The organism is Cutibacterium sp. LaCa_286 (assembly GCF_057198075.1).
In genome coordinates this window covers 444,732-460,871 of record NZ_CP191091.1, presented here as the reverse complement: position 1 = coordinate 460,871, position 16,140 = coordinate 444,732, and the positions used below count along the sequence as shown (strand labels likewise).

15 protein-coding genes, 4 pseudogenes and 1 riboswitch are annotated in these 16,140 nt (G+C 64.2%); of the genes and pseudogenes, 8 read left to right on the top strand and 11 right to left on the bottom strand.

The features are described 5' to 3' along the window. Window positions 1-43: 43 nt before the first annotated feature. The 3 genes from cobA to cobO are packed head-to-tail and all read right to left on the bottom strand — an operon-like array spanning window position 44 to window position 4,427. Window positions 44-820: a uroporphyrinogen-III C-methyltransferase gene (cobA, locus tag ACP8JZ_RS01875; protein ID WP_484482607.1), complete on the bottom strand. Its 777-nt coding sequence runs from the start codon at window positions 818-820 to the stop codon at window positions 44-46. 11 nt (window positions 821-831) lie between these two features. Continuing rightward, window positions 832-3,798 carry a cobyrinic acid a,c-diamide synthase CobB gene (locus ACP8JZ_RS01870; protein ID WP_484482606.1) on the bottom strand — a complete coding sequence of 989 codons (2,967 nt, stop codon included), beginning with the start codon at window positions 3,796-3,798 and terminating at the stop codon, window positions 832-834. Beyond that, a complete protein-coding gene (gene cobO, locus ACP8JZ_RS01865; protein WP_484482605.1) occupies window positions 3,798-4,427 on the bottom strand; it encodes a cob(I)yrinic acid a,c-diamide adenosyltransferase in 630 nt (209 codons plus the stop codon). Before cobO ends, ACP8JZ_RS01870 begins: the two co-directional genes overlap by 1 nt. 69 nt (window positions 4,428-4,496) lie before the next feature. After that, window positions 4,497-4,582, bottom strand: a riboswitch (cobalamin riboswitch). A 70-nt stretch (window positions 4,583-4,652) separates the two neighbouring features. Between cobO and ACP8JZ_RS01860 the strand changes: the two are divergent. The 3 pseudogenes from ACP8JZ_RS01860 to ACP8JZ_RS01850 form a co-directional block, all read left to right on the top strand. After that, a pseudogene (locus tag ACP8JZ_RS01860) lies at window positions 4,653-4,838 on the top strand (precorrin-6Y C5,15-methyltransferase (decarboxylating) subunit CbiT); the annotation flags it as partial. Window positions 4,839-4,882: 44 nt separating this feature from the next. After that, window positions 4,883-5,739 (top strand): annotated as a pseudogene (gene serB, locus ACP8JZ_RS01855) (phosphoserine phosphatase SerB). A 16-nt stretch (window positions 5,740-5,755) separates the two neighbouring features. Then, window positions 5,756-5,986: pseudogene (locus ACP8JZ_RS01850) on the top strand (aldose epimerase family protein); the annotation flags it as partial. Here the strand turns inward: ACP8JZ_RS01850 and ACP8JZ_RS01845 are convergent. The 4 genes from ACP8JZ_RS01845 to ACP8JZ_RS01830 form a co-directional block, all read right to left on the bottom strand. After that, window positions 5,901-6,788: a GNAT family N-acetyltransferase gene (locus ACP8JZ_RS01845; protein ID WP_484482781.1), complete on the bottom strand. Its 888-nt coding sequence runs from the start codon at window positions 6,786-6,788 to the stop codon at window positions 5,901-5,903. The pseudogene ACP8JZ_RS01850 and the gene ACP8JZ_RS01845 overlap by 86 nt on opposite strands. Window positions 6,789-7,714: 926 nt before the next feature. Further along, entirely contained in the window at window positions 7,715-8,395 is a 681-nt protein-coding gene (locus tag ACP8JZ_RS01840; protein WP_484482604.1) for a DUF5808 domain-containing protein, read from the bottom strand. After that, window positions 8,392-8,739, bottom strand: a complete 348-nt coding sequence (locus ACP8JZ_RS01835) for a PadR family transcriptional regulator (RefSeq protein WP_016666247.1) — start codon at window positions 8,737-8,739, stop codon at window positions 8,392-8,394. Before ACP8JZ_RS01835 ends, ACP8JZ_RS01840 begins: the two co-directional genes overlap by 4 nt. Window positions 8,740-8,862: 123 nt before the next feature. Further along, complete coding sequence (locus ACP8JZ_RS01830; RefSeq protein WP_462575034.1) at window positions 8,863-9,942, bottom strand: nucleoside hydrolase; 1,080 nt, start codon at window positions 9,940-9,942, stop codon at window positions 8,863-8,865. 94 nt (window positions 9,943-10,036) lie between these two features. Between ACP8JZ_RS01830 and ACP8JZ_RS01825 the strand changes: the two genes are divergently transcribed. Both ACP8JZ_RS01825 and ACP8JZ_RS01820 read left to right on the top strand, forming a co-directional pair. Then, the gene (locus tag ACP8JZ_RS01825; RefSeq protein WP_002550443.1) at window positions 10,037-10,204 is read left to right on the top strand and encodes a hypothetical protein; all 168 of its coding nucleotides are present in this window, start codon (window positions 10,037-10,039) and stop codon (window positions 10,202-10,204) included. A gap of 51 nt (window positions 10,205-10,255) precedes the next feature. After that, entirely contained in the window at window positions 10,256-10,705 is a 450-nt protein-coding gene (locus ACP8JZ_RS01820; protein WP_484482603.1) for a hypothetical protein, read from the top strand. On the opposite strand, the gene ACP8JZ_RS01815 is transcribed toward ACP8JZ_RS01820, so the two are convergent. Then, entirely contained in the window at window positions 10,702-10,845 is a 144-nt protein-coding gene (locus ACP8JZ_RS01815; RefSeq protein WP_002519491.1) for a hypothetical protein, read from the bottom strand. The genes ACP8JZ_RS01820 and ACP8JZ_RS01815 overlap by 4 nt on opposite strands. Before the next feature lie 235 nt (window positions 10,846-11,080). On the opposite strand from ACP8JZ_RS01815, the gene ACP8JZ_RS01810 reads away from it, so the two are divergent. Beyond that, the gene (locus ACP8JZ_RS01810; protein ID WP_202711837.1) at window positions 11,081-11,557 is read left to right on the top strand and encodes a cupin domain-containing protein; all 477 of its coding nucleotides are present in this window, start codon (window positions 11,081-11,083) and stop codon (window positions 11,555-11,557) included. Between the two features lie 112 nt (window positions 11,558-11,669). On the opposite strand, the gene ACP8JZ_RS01805 is transcribed toward ACP8JZ_RS01810, so the two are convergent. The 3 genes from ACP8JZ_RS01805 to ACP8JZ_RS01795 all read right to left on the bottom strand — a co-directional run bounded on the left by ACP8JZ_RS01805 (window position 11,670) and on the right by ACP8JZ_RS01795 (window position 13,980). After that, window positions 11,670-12,611 (bottom strand): Abi family protein, encoded by a 942-nt coding sequence (locus tag ACP8JZ_RS01805; protein WP_484482602.1) that lies wholly within the window; start codon window positions 12,609-12,611, stop codon window positions 11,670-11,672. A gap of 316 nt (window positions 12,612-12,927) precedes the next feature. Further along, window positions 12,928-13,260, bottom strand: coding sequence for a hypothetical protein (locus tag ACP8JZ_RS01800; protein ID WP_484482601.1), 333 nt, complete (start codon window positions 13,258-13,260; stop codon window positions 12,928-12,930). A gap of 156 nt (window positions 13,261-13,416) precedes the next feature. Then, on the bottom strand, window positions 13,417-13,980 hold the full coding sequence (locus ACP8JZ_RS01795) for a GNAT family N-acetyltransferase (RefSeq protein WP_484482600.1): 564 nt from the start codon (window positions 13,978-13,980) through the stop codon (window positions 13,417-13,419). Between the two features lie 348 nt (window positions 13,981-14,328). On the opposite strand from ACP8JZ_RS01795, the pseudogene ACP8JZ_RS01790 reads away from it, so the two are divergent. Continuing rightward, a pseudogene (locus tag ACP8JZ_RS01790) lies at window positions 14,329-14,421 on the top strand (cupin domain-containing protein); the annotation flags it as partial. Between the two features lie 55 nt (window positions 14,422-14,476). Beyond that, window positions 14,477-15,913: an MFS transporter gene (locus tag ACP8JZ_RS01785; RefSeq protein ID WP_484482599.1), complete on the top strand. Its 1,437-nt coding sequence runs from the start codon at window positions 14,477-14,479 to the stop codon at window positions 15,911-15,913. The last annotated feature ends 227 nt before the right edge of the window (window positions 15,914-16,140 follow it).

The following is a 16,140-nucleotide window of genomic DNA, read 5'->3' as shown; positions in this document are numbered from 1 at the left end:
CCCGAATCAGCGGTCAGAAGGGAAGCCGGTAGACGGATGGACGTCAGTGGTCGGAGGGCTCGTGGACGCTGGTGTGCTCGAGGTCGAGCCCGGCGACGTCACCCACGACGGTGATGGCCGGCGGCTTGATCCCGGCCTGCTCCATGTCGTCGGCCACCTCTCCCAGGGTCGAGGTGAGCACCTGCTGGGTGGGCAGGGAGGCGTCACCGATGACGGCCACCGGGGTGTGCGCGGCAAGCCCACCGACCTGCAGCTTCTCGGAGATGCGGCCGATGTTGGCCACCCCCATGAGGATGACGAGCGTGGTGCCCGTCTTGGCGATCTGTGCCCAGTCGAGTTCGGAACGGGTGTCACCGGGGGCGACGTGGCCTGAGACGACGGTGAATCCCTGCACCATGTGACGGTGGGTGAGCGGCACCCCGGCCAGCTCCGGGCCGGCCACGCACGAGGTGACGCCGGGGATGATCCGCACCGGGACGCCAGCTGCCGCGCAGGCCTGCCACTCCTCACCGCCGCGTCCGAAGACGAAGGAGTCGCCACCCTTGAGCCGCACGACCTTCTTGCCCTGCTGGGCGTGCTCGACGAGCAGCAGGTTGGTCTCCTCCTGGGGCACGTACTTTCCGCGCGGCACCTTGCCCACCGGGATCTTCTCGGCATCCGGGTTCTCGTCCATGATGTCCTGGGGCGCGAGACGGTCGTAGAGGATGACGTCGGCCTGTTGCACTGCCTGCAACCCGGCGACGGTGACGAGTCCGGGGTCGCCGGGGCCGCCTCCCACCAGGGTGACGGTGCCGGGAATGAGATCTGCGCTGTGTTTCATGGTTCCTCTCCTCAGGATGTGTGCTGGTCGGGGGCGGCGGGCAGGTCGAAATCACTCGGGCTGGCCTGAATGGCGCCAAGAGCCTCGGCAAGACGGGTGTGGATGCGACAGTCGCGTACTGCCAGTCGAATCCAGGTGGGCCCCAGACCGGGGAATGTCTCCCCCCGTCGCACGGCAATTCCCTGGCTCTCCAGGGCTGGCCGGATCGACTGCGGTGAGATGGATGAGGTGTCCAGCAGCACGAAGGGCGCTCCCGAGTCGATCGGTGGCAGGCCGATGTCGGTGAGACGCCGCACCAGGTCGTCGCGCTGGCCGGGCACGGTACGGGCCAGATCCAGACGGTGGGCTCGTCCCAGGTCTCCGGTGACGGCAACCATCGCCGCTGCCGCCGGGGTGGACACCGACCACGGCGGCTGCTGGGCGGCCAGGCGTTCGATGAGCGCCGGATCACCGACGACATATCCAGCGCGGACACCGGCCAACCCATAGGTCTTGGTGAGTGAGCGCAGCACGAGGACGTCATCCATGTGCGGGCCGATCATGGACTCCGCCTCGTCGGTGGCGTCCATGAAGGCCTCGTCGACGACGAGAATACGCCCGGGACGACGTAGTTGTGCAATAACCTCACGCGGGTGCAGTCGTCCGGTGGGGTTGGTCGGGTTGCCGATGACGACGAGGTCGGCATCGTCGGGGACGGCCTCGGCAGTCATCTGGAACCCGCTGGCCCGGTCCAGGATGAGCCGGGCCACCTGGAACCCCGCCTGGATGAGGGCAGACTCCGGTTCGGTGAACTGGGGGTGGACGACGAGCGGGCGCTCGGGGCGCAGGGCATGGGCGATGAGGGTGAATCCCTCCGCCCCACCGCTGGTGGGCAGCACCATCTGCCGGGGCACCTGGTGCATGGCGGCCAGGGCATTGCGGGCGGCGCTGGGGTCTGGGTAGTGGGCCCAGTTCCCGGTGCTGACGATGGCGTTGATGAGCCAGGCCGGGGTCTGCTGCACACGCACGTTGACGGCCAGGTCGATGAGTCCCTGGCGCACGTCCTGGTCGCCGTGGTGGCGCAGGTCGGGCTCAACGGCGGGCGGAGGTGGCGGTGCAGATTCCTGCACTGCTGGGCTGGCGGCTGTTGGCGCTGCGGGAACCGACTCGTCCCGACTCGCCGAGGTGGCCTCGCCGGGCTGCACCAGCTCGGGGGCTGCCGCCCCGGTCGGCCGGTCCGTACTCACGGTGTCGACGTCGCCAGCGGGGAGAACCTCCCCGCAACGGTGTGCATGCCCATCGGGCCGAGTCGTGGCGTCGGGGCGAGCAGTTCCTGTGTCAGCGGGCGAATGGTCCACGGCGATGGACTCCCCCGCACCCTGGGGACGCTGCGCGTACTGCCAGACAGCCTTCGCGAATCGGGCCGCAACCTGCGGGGTCCCCGCCCAGTGCAGGTGCAGGTAGGAGGCGTGGACACTGCCGCACGCCACGCCGTCCGACACGACGCCGTCTCGTCCCGGGAAGGTCCACGCTGCAGGCAGTGTCTGAGCATGGTCAGTCGTGGACGACGATCGGCCCGCCACGGGACGTGGGTCGGGGTGCGGCCCGGTGGAATGTTGCGAGGAGTCCCGGGGGGCGTCATCACTGGTCCGTGTCGGATCGGTGTCTCGCTGCAGCTCAGTATCCACGACGACCTGCGTGCGGTGGAACTCGTGGCCGACCACCTGGTCGCCAGCCCGCGCCACCAGGGTGTCGGTCGGGGCGGTGGCCGTGCGGTAACCCATCGTGAGACGCTGGTTCATGGCCCCATCCAGGGGCAGCACGGACGCCATGTCGTGTCCGTCGAGGTGCCGGCACAGGTACAGCAGCCCAGCACATTCGGCGATGATCGGCATCCCCTCGGCGGCACGACGGCGAATGTCGTCATGCAGGCTCGTATTGGCCGACAGCTCGGTGGCGTGCACCTCGGGGAACCCTCCCCCCAGGTACAGCCCACAGCAGTCCTGCGGCAGGGCAGGTGCAGTGAGCGGATCGACGTCAACAACCTCGAACCCACTGGCCTCGAGCAGTTCTGCGGTCTCGGGGTATCGGAAGGTGAAGGCGCGTCCCCCGGCCATGGCCACCACGGGCCGGCCGGCCCCTCCGGTGGGTCGAGCCTGCCCTGGTTGGTGAGGGGTCGGCTGCCGGGAGGCGCTCGAGGCCAGCGTCCGATCGGCCGACGTTCGGTCGGGTGACACCCCGGGAATCTCGATGCCGGTACCCGCCAACGCCGCTGCTGGGTCCCAAGGCTGGGCGTCCAGCTGCGGGGCGGCGTCGGCAATGTGCAGCAGGGCCGTCAGGTCGACGTGGTCGCCGATGAACTGCGCCAACTGTTCCACCTGACGGGCCGACTCCTCACGCTCGGCAGCCGGTACCAGCCCCAGGTGGCGTGAGGGCACGAAGATGTCGGGATTGCGAGGAATCTCACCGAGCACGGGCAGTCCCGCCAGATCCAGACCACGTCGAATCTCGGCGGCATGTCGCGGCGAGGCAACCCGATTGAGGATCACCCCGGCTATGCGCACCTGGGGATCGAAATGTGCCAGTCCGGCCGCCACGGCGGCATGGGTGAGGGAAGCATGCGCCGTGTCGATGACGAGCACCACCGGAGATTTGGTGAGGGCCGCAATGTGGGCGCTGGACCCGACGCCGTCTCCCAGACGACCGTCGAACAACCCCATGACGCCCTCGATGAGGGCGACATCGGCCGGCTCGGGGGTGCAGAATCCATGCGCGAGCAGCGGGGCAATGCGGTGCTCCCCACACATCACCGCGTCGAGGTTTCGCCCCGGACGTCCGGCCGCCAGGGTGTGATAGCCCGGATCGATGTAGTCGGGGCCCACCTTGAAGGGAGCCACCGTGTGGCCGGCGGCGCGCAGGGCCGCCAGGAGCCCGGTCGTCACCGTCGTCTTGCCTCCTCCGGACGCCGGAGCAGCCAACAGCACTCGTGGAATCCTCATCACCACTCAATTCCTGCCTGGCCACGCTGGCCGAGATCGAAGGGATGCTTGATCTTCGTCATCTCGGTGACGATGTCGGCCATCTCCACGAGCGCGCGGGGAGCACGCCTCCCGGTAATGACGACCTGCTGCGACCCGGGACGGTGCGTGAGCACCTCGACGACCTCGGAGACGTCGATCCAACCCCAGTCGAGCGGATAGGTGAACTCGTCAAGGAGGTAGAAGTCGAACGCCTCGTCGTCGAGCAGCTCCTTGACGTACCGCCACCCCTCCTGGGCGGCCCGAGCGGGGTCCTCGGCGGCATCGAAGGCGCGGGTCCACGACCATCCGGTGCCCATCGTCTCCCAGGTGACGCGTCCACCGGCACCCGTGCTCTCGTGCAGACTTCCCAGGGCCTGCAGGGCATCCTGCTCGCCGACGTGCCAACGACCGGACTTGACGAATTGGAACACCCCGACGTCCCAGCCGTGATTCCACGCGCGCAGCGCGGTTCCCATGGCGGCAGTGGTCTTGCCCTTGCCCTCACCCGTGTTGACCATGACGACCGGTCTCAGACGCCGTTGTCTGGTGGTGCGGCCATCCTGGACGACATTCGGGTCCTGAGTGATGGGGCTCTGGCCTGCTGGCATGGAAACCTCCTCGCGGGTCCTCGCCCGCATCATGGCAGCGTCGATCTGACTCAGCACCGACCCGGACGACCTGGCTTGCGCATCAAGGCACCTCGGTGGTCGAGGCACGCCCGACGGGGCTCACAGTGGCGGGACCGCTCCGGACTCACACCGGATTCCTCCTGGCCGGTACCGCGATTCTGACACACCGAAGGTGTTTTCGCTCACCCGGCATACCCTTGAGCCGTGACCATTGACCCTGACACCGCAAAACTTGGCCGCACCCCCGGCCTTGACGAGGAACACTTTGCCCATGACGGGCTCATCACGAAGCATCCGGTGCGAGCGGTGGCTCTGGCCGCCCTGCGCCCCATGCCCGGGCAGACGCTGTGGGATCTGGGCACCGGCGCCGGATCGGTCGCCGTGGAGTGGAACCCCCACCCGACGGGCCGAAACCCACCTACCGTGGTGCCATGATGAGTTCTCGCGTCATCCTCGTCAGTGACGATCGCTCCAGCCTCCGCTCCCCGGCACCCTTCTTTGGCCCGGCTCCGCCTGCATGCGCGGCATCCACACCAGTGACTGGGCCGCTCACATCTTCGAGTACGCCATGTCCTTCGAGGGCAACATGACACAGGTACGCGAACTCGCCGCCCAGGCCGGCGCCGGCGTCCTGCATCCCCATGGCGCCCTGGCTGTCGAGCCGCCCGGTCTCATTGTCTGTGACGTCGACTCGACAGTCACGCGCACCGAGGCCATCGACCTACTCGCCGAGTGCGCAGGGAAGGCTGAGGAGGTCAGTGAGGTGACGGCCCGGGCGATGGCCGGAACGCTCGACTTTGCCGAGTCCCTTCACGAGCGCGTCAAGTGCCTGGAGGGTCTGCACGTCGGGGCCCTCGAGGAGGCTCGCAAGGCGACCGTCGTCGCCCCGGGTGCGACGGAACTGGTGGCCGCGGCGCACGAGGTCGGTGCAGCCGTCGGGTTGGTGTCAGGAGGGTTCACGGCCCTGGTCGATCCGCTTGCTGCGGAGATCGGCGCCGATTTCTCAGTCTCCAACGAGCTCGAGATCGTCGACGACCACCTCACTGGCCGGGTTGTCGGGAACATCGTCGATCGGGCAGCCAAGGCCACCTGGCTGCGTCGTTGGGCTGAGGAGCGTGAGGTAGATCTTGAGCGAACGATCGCGGTGGGAGACGGCGCCAACGACCTCGACATGTTTGCCGCCGCCGGGCTGGCCATCGCCTTCTGCGCCAAACCTGTCGTCGTCGAGGCTGCACGAAACACCATCCGTTGTGAGCGGATCGACGCGCTTCGCGCAGTGTGGGAACGATGACCACGATCATGGGGGCATGACCAACCTCCCCGGAACCCTTCACACCGCTCATGACGGCGCATGGCAGGTCGCAGAGCACGGCTGCCAGGTGCTGGCGTGGCAGGCCGACGGCAAGCCCGTCATCTGGTTCGACCCCGAGCACGCCGACGAGTCCGACGCGGTCATCCGGGGAGGTGTCCCGCTGTGTGCCCCATGGTTTGGTCACGGACCGAACAACGACCAAGATCCCCAGCACGGCTTGGCCCGACCGCCGCATCCCTGGCCTGCCGACGATCCACTACGGCTACACCCCCACACAGACTCCAGCGCACAACCTGCAAATCGCTGTGCGATCCAGATCCTTGGCTAAGCACAGAGCTCAGACCATCCGCTTGAATTTTCACAGCTTCAGATCTGCACACATAAGAACCTTCTGAGCGCCTCGCCCCCTCAACTGTGACAGGGTCGCCGGGGCGGCGAAATGTCTCCGGCGTCACCAGTACTCGCCGTTCAGTGACTCCTTGAGCGCCATCCTGAACGTTCTGCACGATCCGACGATGACCATTGTCGACGTAGCCCACCTTGCGGCTGACGGCCGCCGATGCTGCGTTGCCCTCGACATAGCCAGACTCGCACTCGAGCGCACCCAATTCATCGAACGCAAAGCCCACCACCATCTGTCGCATCAGTGTACCGATCCCCTGGCCCTGGTGGTACCGCCCCAACCATGAACCGGTGAGAACGTGACGAGCCTGAGGAAAGTGTCGACCGTGTACGTCTTGCATTCCCACCAGCTCCCCCTTGTGACGGACTGTCAGGGCAAAACGCCACTCTTCGGGAGCGAACGTCGAACGCTGCGACCACCACCACGACAATGAGGTAGCAGGGAACGCATAGGGATCCCCTGGCTGGTAGGGCTGCTGATGCCAATCCCGCAGGAAGGGCATCAGCAAGTCGGGCACTTGGATTCCCCCTCGCACAAGTTCCACCAGCTCGGGAAGGTCCTCGTCACGAAGGACCGCGAGACGGAGGGTCCTGCATGAGATCCGCAGGCCGAAGGGAGGAAACATCTCTTCGAGTGTCGACATATCCCTAGCCCACCACACCGGCCCCGCATCGGGGAACGCAAATCAGGCGAAAGGATCAAAACCCGAGACTCGCGTCAAGCCCCACCCTGCCTCCCGGCCGATTGGTGTTTGAATCACCGGAAGCGCCCGGGCACCAATCCTTCCAACGAAACTAGCGGGTCCGTGAGAACCTTCCCCTACTGGCTTTTCAAGCGGCGGCTGACGCCGCCGAGCTCGACGAACTGCGCAGGGCCCCGCGCGGCATCCGCTTCGCTCCTGCCTTGCACCCCGTCGCACCTCACCCGGCACGCAAGGAACGAAGAACGTGCTCCAGACCCGCCGTCCGAGACCCGCTCAACACTCCCCCGCCAAAGTCACCCCACGCGACCGTCGAGCCACCCCGATTAATCGAACACTCGCCAGGCGTCCGTACCCAATCCATCGGTCGACGTCGGTCACCAACGGGTACGTCGTCGCATCATCAGGCGACCGCGCACGCCTGGATCCCAGTGCGGCCCAGCTTCCCAAGCTGGACACGCGGGTTCGATTCCCGCCGCCCGCTCTCTTCATGCCCTTTTTCCGGTGATGGTCTCACGATCCCGGACGCTCCACGACTGTTACCTTCTCCGCGTGAATCGACGTGCCATCAGTGAACTGCTGGACGCTGATGTGGCAGCGACACGCACCTTCCGCTGACGATTATCGAGTGCGTTGCCCCTCGATGCGCCACTCTCTTGTGTGACCAGGCATGCGAGCGCTCGGTGATGACCTCCACGGCGAGGATGGCGACCATGGTGTTGTTGACCACCGGGATGAACTAGTTGAAGGACCTCGCCACCGCGACTGCGGTGAGCAGGACTGCTGAGATCGCATCCGCGGATCGGAGGTACTTCACGGTGGAATCCTATGTGACGCATTCACACCCCGAACTAACGCGCCTTCCCGCCTTGTGTGAGTGACTGTGCGACCCCGTCCAGCGCGACCTTGACCGTTCCGACCAGCACTCCACCCATGACAACCGGCGCCAGCATTGCTCCGACAACCGCGAGGGGCTGACGGCTCCCGGGACGACGAATCTCCTTGCGGGCAACCAGATTGGCCATGATGATAACGGTCTGGATCCCCATGGCCTGGGCCGTCGCCGCGATGTCAGCTCCATCCTCCTTCCCGACCCAGCGCGGGTAGAGGGCTGCCGCCGTGGTGACTCCGGCAGTGATCAGGGTTGCGATCACACCATCCGTGTATCGGTTGGGTTTACCACCGAGGGACCACGACGTCGCCACCCGGTCAGCCTTGACGAATCCGAGTGTCATGCTGCTGGCGACGCCGGCCCCGATCCACGGCGCTGCAACCAGGCCGCGACGCAGCGTCTCGGGAACGTATTCGTTGAGGTCGGGCAGGGAGTCGTCGGGGCGGATGAGCCCCAGGCGCACGGCGACGGCGCCCAGATTGAGATCCCATCCGATGCCCACAGCGCGAGGCACTAGCAGGTGCGGGTTCTCAGGTTCGAAACCGCGCAGCGCAATGCGGGAGCCGCTCCCCCACGGCGCACCGATGGGGATGCCGAACAGGCGACGCACGCCATCATCGTCTCGAGTCCAGAGGTTCATGATCTCTCCTTGCCAGAAGTGTTGTGGTTATCGTTGGTGGCACGGTCGACGGCGGCTGCGATGCGCGACCACTCATCGATGAGCTCTGTCAGGTAGCCTCGACCGGTGGCAGTCAGGCGATAGATCTTGCGCGGAGGCCCTGACGGCGACTCCTGCCACTCGGTCGAAACCAGATCACCGCGACGCAGTCGGTTGAGCAACGGGTACAGCGTCCCCTGAGACACGCCCAGATCCGTCTCCTTCTCGAGCCTGTCCACGAGTTCCCCTCCGTAGGACGGTTTGCTCGCCAGCAACCCGAGGACGACGAGTTCGAGCGCACCCTTGCGCAGTTGTCGTTCCGCCACGGTTTTCCTCCTCAACCAAGTAGCTTGACTAACAATGTACCTTGCATTGCATAGTAGTTCAATGAGGCATCCCCTGCTCTTACCAGAGGCTCGTCGACCGCTCGTTCCAAACGCCGCCTGATCTCAGCGCCCGGCGCCTAGCCCCTCCCGCAACGTCGAGATGAGGTGCTCAATAAACCGTTCGGCGTCGACGTCACACAGCAGATCGACGTTGGGCTCCTTGCCCCACCGCCCCATCTCGTCACCGACGGTCTGGCCACGGGTGAGCGTCCCGGTCAGCTCGACGTCGACGGCCAGTGGCCGCGTCGTCGCAAATCTCCCGGTCACCGCGTTGGCGACGACGAGCGGGTCGTGCAAGTACGCACACCATCCCAACCCGTCAGCCTCGTGGAACTCGAAGTAGAACCTCAGCGCGTCGGCCAAGACTTTCACAACCGGATGTTCCCCTAGCTCCTTCACAGCCCGACGATCCCTCTCGTCCAGCCTGATGACCTCAGTGGCCTGCAACGCCCCAAGCACGACCCGTTTGGACGCCTTCCCCCATGCCTCGAACACCTCATGGCCGGCCTCCGGGTCCACCGCGATGTTCCACTCGCTCGTCGGGCCGGTGTTGCCACGGTGGTTGATCGCTCCACCCATGACGTGCAGCCCCCGCAACAACTGCGGCAAGTCCGGTTCTTCCCGCAGCGCCAGCGCGAGGTTCGTCAGCGGCCCGGTGACGATGCCGACCAGCTCGCCGGGGTATTTCCGGGCAAGATCCACCCACAGTTGCGCACCGCTGCGCCCATCGGGGTGACGTCCGCAGTCCCCCAGCTGGGCATGCCCCAAACCGTGGGGTCCATGGGTCTCCTCGGCGGTCATCACCGGCTCGAGGAGGGGCGCGTCCGCCCCACGCGCCACCGGGGCATCCATCCCGAGCAGCTCGGTCAGCCCCAGGGCATTGCGCAGCACGTCGTCCTGACCGACATTGCCAGCTGTCGTCACCACCCCGACGGTCTCGACATCGTCGCGGCACGCCAGGTAGGCCAGCGCGAACGCGTCGTCAATCCCAGGGTCGCAATCGAGCAGAACCGGCAAGAAACGTGTGGGCATGGCGTCAGAATAGAGGCCCTCCACCGCACCACTGATCGTTGAGTCGTCCCACCTCACCTTCTGCTGAGGCTGTTCGGGCTGGTCAGAGCGCCTTTGCTCCAGGACTCGCACATCCGCGTGTCCTGCCCCCCTCATTGTCCAACGGGTATGTGCCACACATTTCACTGTCCCCTGGTGCCGCCCTGCCCGAATCTTGGAAGGAATCATGCTCGACTGGGTGGACCTCATCATTCGTATCGGAGTCGGCGTCGGCCCCGGAACCCTCATCGAGATAGGAGCCGACGGATTCGGTGCAACTGATCCCCATACCCTCCATACGGACACGTCTCGTAGCATCCCCAGTCCGGCCTGGAGCCCCTCGGTTTGGTCGTGAGCCTTCCTGGAGGACACTTGGCCTTGTCAGAGCAGGTCGTCAGCCACGTGCGTGACGACGCTGGCGAGCGAGTGTGAGGAAGTCATGACCATCGAGGAGAAGGAACCGTCCCGCGCTGAGAGGATCCTTGCGGGCACCGTCGCGTTTACGATCTGCATGGCCGTGGTGTTCGCGATCGTGGCGATCTTCATCGGTTGGTGCTGGTCGCTGAGGATGTTCGTCGGAGTCCTGCTCATCGGAATCCCCGGCGAGATCCTGCTGGAACTGGTTGGCGAGAACCGAATGTTCCCCCGCGGCGGAGGCAAACCGGGCCAGACACGAGCTGCACGTTTGCTCATCCTGACGCTCATCCTCGCCGCGTGGGCTCTCATCATCCTCGCCCTCATCGCCCTCATCCAACCGTGGTACGGCGCCGTCGGGGAAATGGCGTGGGTCATGGTGATCGGGATCCTCGCGATCCTCATCCAGGGGATCCGGGACACCCGGAAGAAGAAGTCCTAGCCCCTCGCCATGATCACAGCGCCGAGACTCCTCCCTGGCGGCCTTTTGTACCTCTCACGCCAGGTGCTCAGGACGTCGGAGACCGTCGGCTGCTTGTCCGCGGGAACGCCGGACTGGAACTCGTCGTCGTGGATCTCCATGTCGAAGTGGGCCGACACAGCACGTACTCTCCTCTAGAGAGGCCTAGACCCCTTGGAATTGTCGAACATGTCGTCAAGGTGGGTGGGCAGGATAGTCTGGCCACACTGGCCACATAGGCTGGATCCATCGAGATTGTGGGGCAATGGCTGCCTTGCAGATACCAATCCGATCGGCGCGACCGGTCACTGGCCCACACCCGCAGCACGAATCTCACCAGGAAAGGAAGCGTTGACCATGAAGATCAACGACAACGGCCCCAAACCGAACGCCTTCGACATCGAGACCGCAACGAAGGAGAACACGAACTACCGCACCACCGCCTGGACCGGTAAGTACCTGCAGGTGACGCTCATGTCCATCCCGGTGGGAGAGTCCATCGGCCTAGAGGCCCACCCCGACACCGACCAGTTCCTGCGTCTGGACTCCGGCAAGGGGCGCTGCGTCATGGGACCGGCTGAGGATCAGCTCGACTTCCAGCAGGACGTCAGCGACGGCTGGTCCATCCAGGTCCCGGCCGGCACCTGGCACGACGTCATCAACACCGGTGACGAGCCGATGCAGGTCTACGCCATCTACGCCCCGGTCCACCACACCCCGGGCATCGTCCAGGAGACCGCTGCCAAGGCCGAGGAGGACGAAAAGTCCGGAGCCGACGTCCCACCAGAGTGGAGCGTCCAACCCGACAAGACCGCCGACGATCTGCACGCCTGAGAAACACCATCCGTCCAGGGCAGGCGGCGATCACCGCCTGCCCACCCGACTGTGTAGACGGCGGGCCTGTCCGCTGACGACTACTACTGAAAGACCTGAGGGCCGTTAAGAACTAGTGGCCGGGGACGAGTAGCTGCTGCGGCATTTCTCCGTAGCGGGCTGGGGTTGCGATACCTGCTGCGAGAAGCGCGTTCGTGGCAAGGATTGGCTCGACGCGGTTGGCAAGCCAGTCCTGTTGAAGGCCAGTCTTGGTAGCGACTTGGTCAAGCGCTACGAAGATCTTGTAGATCGAGTGATCGCTGAACTGGCGATGGTCTCGCTTGGCTCGCCGGGCAATGTTAGAAAGGATCCCTGGGCGGTCGAGAACAGAGTGGTTCCACAGCTTCGCGCAGTGAGCGTTGCGGTTGCGCAGGTAGACAAATGATCGGACTTGACTTGGCAGCGTCGTTGGAGAGACGTTCATCGAAGTCGCCACGTCTTGCAGCACTCCGGACTTGCTTGAAGCCTCGATGAGCCTGGACAGACTTCCAAACGAGAAGGCCTCCACAGCTACCCAGATGGGCATGCGTGCGTACGCTTCCGTGCTGTAAGCATTACCCGTCTTGATCTCGTCACGGTAGTGAGACACAAAGGTCTCCTTGCTCCGGTCCAGATTCGACAACGCATGTTCTTCTACACGTTCGCCATCACGACCAGGCGATTGCGTGAATCCCTCACCCCGAGCGAATGCTCCAATCGACCCGACTTTCTGTGCGTAGTAGTAGGCGAACCGGGTTCTCAGGAGAACCTCGATCGGGTGGAGGACTTCGTCGCAAACCGCAACTAGGTCTTGCTCCGCTTCGTAGAGACGCTGAATTACTTCGAAGGATGAACCATCGAGGAAACGATCGTCGCCCGCCGTAGGGTCCACTTGCCAGTACCGGAAATATCCCGAGAGCCGGTAGTAGTTCACGCGAGATAGGAAATTAGCTGCTGTTGCGGTATCAGTTACGGTCAAACCGCGTTCTTGAAGCAGTTCAACTTGTTCGTCGTAACTGAGCCAGCGCTTAACCATGAGCTTTCTAGACACTGAAAGGCCCCGGTCATTTGTGCATTGTCCCTCGCGGGACTAGAGGCCTGACCGGGGATCTATCACATCCCATAGTACGTCAACGTAGCCGTCTCGTCAACGCCACGACGAGACTCACGCATGGTCCCCGCATAAACAGGGCCCGTGCCTCACACACTTTTCCGCGTGAAAGCGTCAGGCAACAGCGACGACCAAGGGTATGGATGGTGAGGGGGTGTCAATGCAGGCTTGCTATGAGGTGACCAAGAATTACGCGGCCGCCTATGCGTCGACGTCGACAAAGGACAAAGGGCATCGTGGATCAGGTGGTCAAGGTGACCGGCTGGAACCGCGACCACACCCGCCAGCAACTGTGAGCCAGGATGGGCCAGCCCAAGAGCCGCGCGAGCGCCACCGTCAGGGTCATGGACACACGCCGTACCAAGGGCTGCAAGTACTCCTCCGACGCCCACACAATCCTGCCCACCGTGTGGGCGACCAGTGGCGGGTTGTGCGGCAAGTACTTGGCGGTATCGATGAACGACTTGCTCGACGCGATGGAGGCCGAAGGCTGCCCAACGCGATCACCATCGGCACAGCCGGTGCCCAGGTCGAATCCGAACCCGGGTTCTTCGAGGTCGACATGGTTACTCACTGCGGGTTCACGGTGAAAGGCGAGTTCTGTCAGACGGTGAACGTCACCGGCATCCGCCGCGCCAGTTAACCCCAGATTTCACGGGAAAACTACATGAGGCGAGGGCCCCCATTTCGCGGGGACGTGACAGTGAGGCACCGCAAATCGATCCCAGCCTTAGCCCTGATACCGTGCGATCCTCTCCTCCAGCCCGGCTTCAACACCGGGCCACTCGGCGCGGGTGACGGAGAAGTAGTCAACATCCGCGATGGTTCCGTCAGCCGCCGGACGGAAACTCCGCAGCGTGCCTTCAAACTGTGCCCCAAGCCGGGCAATCGCCGAACGAGAGCGGGTATTGCGATGATCACAGCGCAAGGCGACCCGGTGCATACCAAAGTCCTCAAAGGCACGCCGGAACAACATCAGCTTCGCAGACGGGTTCACCACCGTGCCCCACACGTTACGACCATAAATGGTGTACCCGATCTGGCAGCGAATCCCCGGAACAATGTCATACAGACCGGTCCGGCCAACGAACCGTCCGTCAAGTTCGACGGCATACATCTCGAAATTGTCCGCCTCGATCAGTGACCGGAGATGGTCGCGCATCTGATCGTCAGACGTTGGAAACGGGGTGGAATTGCCCTGCCAACTCTCCTCGTCGACGATGGCGCGCAGCTTAGGCGCGTCGGTCAGTTTGAGAGGACGCAAAGCGACCGGACCCACAGCAAGAGCAGTCATGTCGGCAATCCTAACTCGACACATCTGAGGAGCACCCGATCTCGTCATGCGAGTCAATCAGGAAGCTGCGCATGGCTAGCCTGCGTACATGTTCCCCGGGAAGCATCTCCAGGGACAAAGGATGTTGGACTTCCCACCCACACCGCCTGATATGTGAACAGGCTAGGCTCCTTTCAGATTATTTTTCACGGCACAAGGGCGTCATTTCCTAGTGCGTTGTTCGTCTCTACCACAACGGTTCATCGCCACGGTTCCCGTGTTCGCCTTTTCGTATTTTACCCACCACATAGAATGAATTGGTCGAGATCGTGGGGCAACGACAGCCTCACCGAGGCCGATCCAGCCATCGAGACTGCTGCCAAGGACGAGAAGTCCGGGGTCGACGTCCCGCCGCAATGGAGCGTCCAGCCTGCCAAGAGAGCAAACGATCTGCATACTTGAGTAACCCAGCGTCGACCCAGACCAGGAGCCCCCCGATGACACCCCAGACTCGCCCATGACGATGAAGAAGAACTCCCTCGTCCTGGCGATCTGCATCATCGTCTTGGAACTCATCGGCGGGATGCAGACCTACCTCACCCAGCTCATCCTGCCGATCATGGCAGCCGACCTTGACGCCCAAGACATGTACGGCGTCATCACTGGGGTCGGATCCATCTCAACCATGGTCGGCTTGCCCATCGGTGCCGCCCTTCTCCAGCGCTGTCGACTTCCCCGCCTTCTCCTGACCGCCACCTTTGTCCTCATCATCGGCGCCATCATCAGTGCCACCGCCGTCAACATCTGGATCTTCCTCATTGGCCGCGCGATCAGCGGGCTCGCCGGAGCCTGCCTGGCCATGGCGTCGATCGGCGCTGTTGCCGTCGGACTGACCGGACGAGCCCGCCAGCTCACCCTGGCCTTCAACTCCGCGAGCTGGGTCGTCGCGTCCATCGTCGGCCCGAGCTATGCCGCATGGGTCACCAATCTGCTCTCCTGGCGCTGGGCGATGCTGTGCTACCTGCCCCTCCTGCTCGCCGCGCGGATCATCATCGCCGAGAACTTCGACTCCAACCAGCACCCCGACGACTCCCCTATGCCCCTCAAGGCCACAGTTCTCATCTCGGTCGGCATCATCCTCATGATCATCCCGGCGCCCTCACCGTGGAAATACGTCCTCATGATCGCAGGATTCCTCATCCTGGGCTGGGTGGCCATCATCTCCATGCCGCCGCATACCTTCACCACGGGTGGCATCCGTCTGCACGCCCTGGCAGGTCTGTTCTTCCTCACCGGCGCCTACTACTCGGCCAATGAGTTAGTCACGCTGAGTTACCACGACCTCTTCAGCGGCAGCGCCAAAGACCTCGGCTACATCATTCTCGGAGGTGGACTCGGATGGTCCGTCACCGGAGTCCTTGCCGGCCTCAAACCTGCCAAGAATCCACGTCATTACCTCATCCGAATCGGGACAGGCGTCGGACTCATCATCACCGCCTCGACCCTCATCACCGTCGCCCTGGCCACCCGGATGGCCGGCCTCCCACCCCACCCGACGATGGTCGTGCTGTGGATCAGCGCCGGGATCGGCATGGGGGTCGTCTACCTCGACGTCCTCAGCACCCTCTTCGAGGACCCCATCGTCCCCGACGGCATCCCCATCGAGACCATCGCGGGATCATCCGTCATCGTCGAGAATCTTGCCAGCGCCATGTTCGTCCCGCTACTCACGTCTCTGGTCGCGGTGGCCTTTCCCCAACACGGTACCTCAACGCCGATCACCCCACCACGCTGGCCTTACGCCCTGTCCTGGGGTCTGGTTGCCGTGCTCGCCGTCATCGCACTGAGCTATCTCATCCGCTCCGGGCACAGCGAAAAGGCAGCGTGGCTGGCCAAGCCTGCCGAGGCAGACCAGTCAGATCGCGCGGCCCAGGCTCAGCCCTCAGTCAGGTGAGAACTCCGAACAAACCTGCTCAGCTCCCACTCCGACGAGCTTTCCCAGGAGGACGAGGAGAGCACCAGAACCGCCCTCGCCAAGGACGGGCAGGACGTTTGGGGCCATCTTGACGCAGATACCGGGGGCCAGCACCGCGCACCCGAGAACCAGGGGTGGCCAACTGCACCAGAAGCATGGCACCATGCACGCTCGGCAAGGGTCTGGCCGATGCGACGCGCTGTACC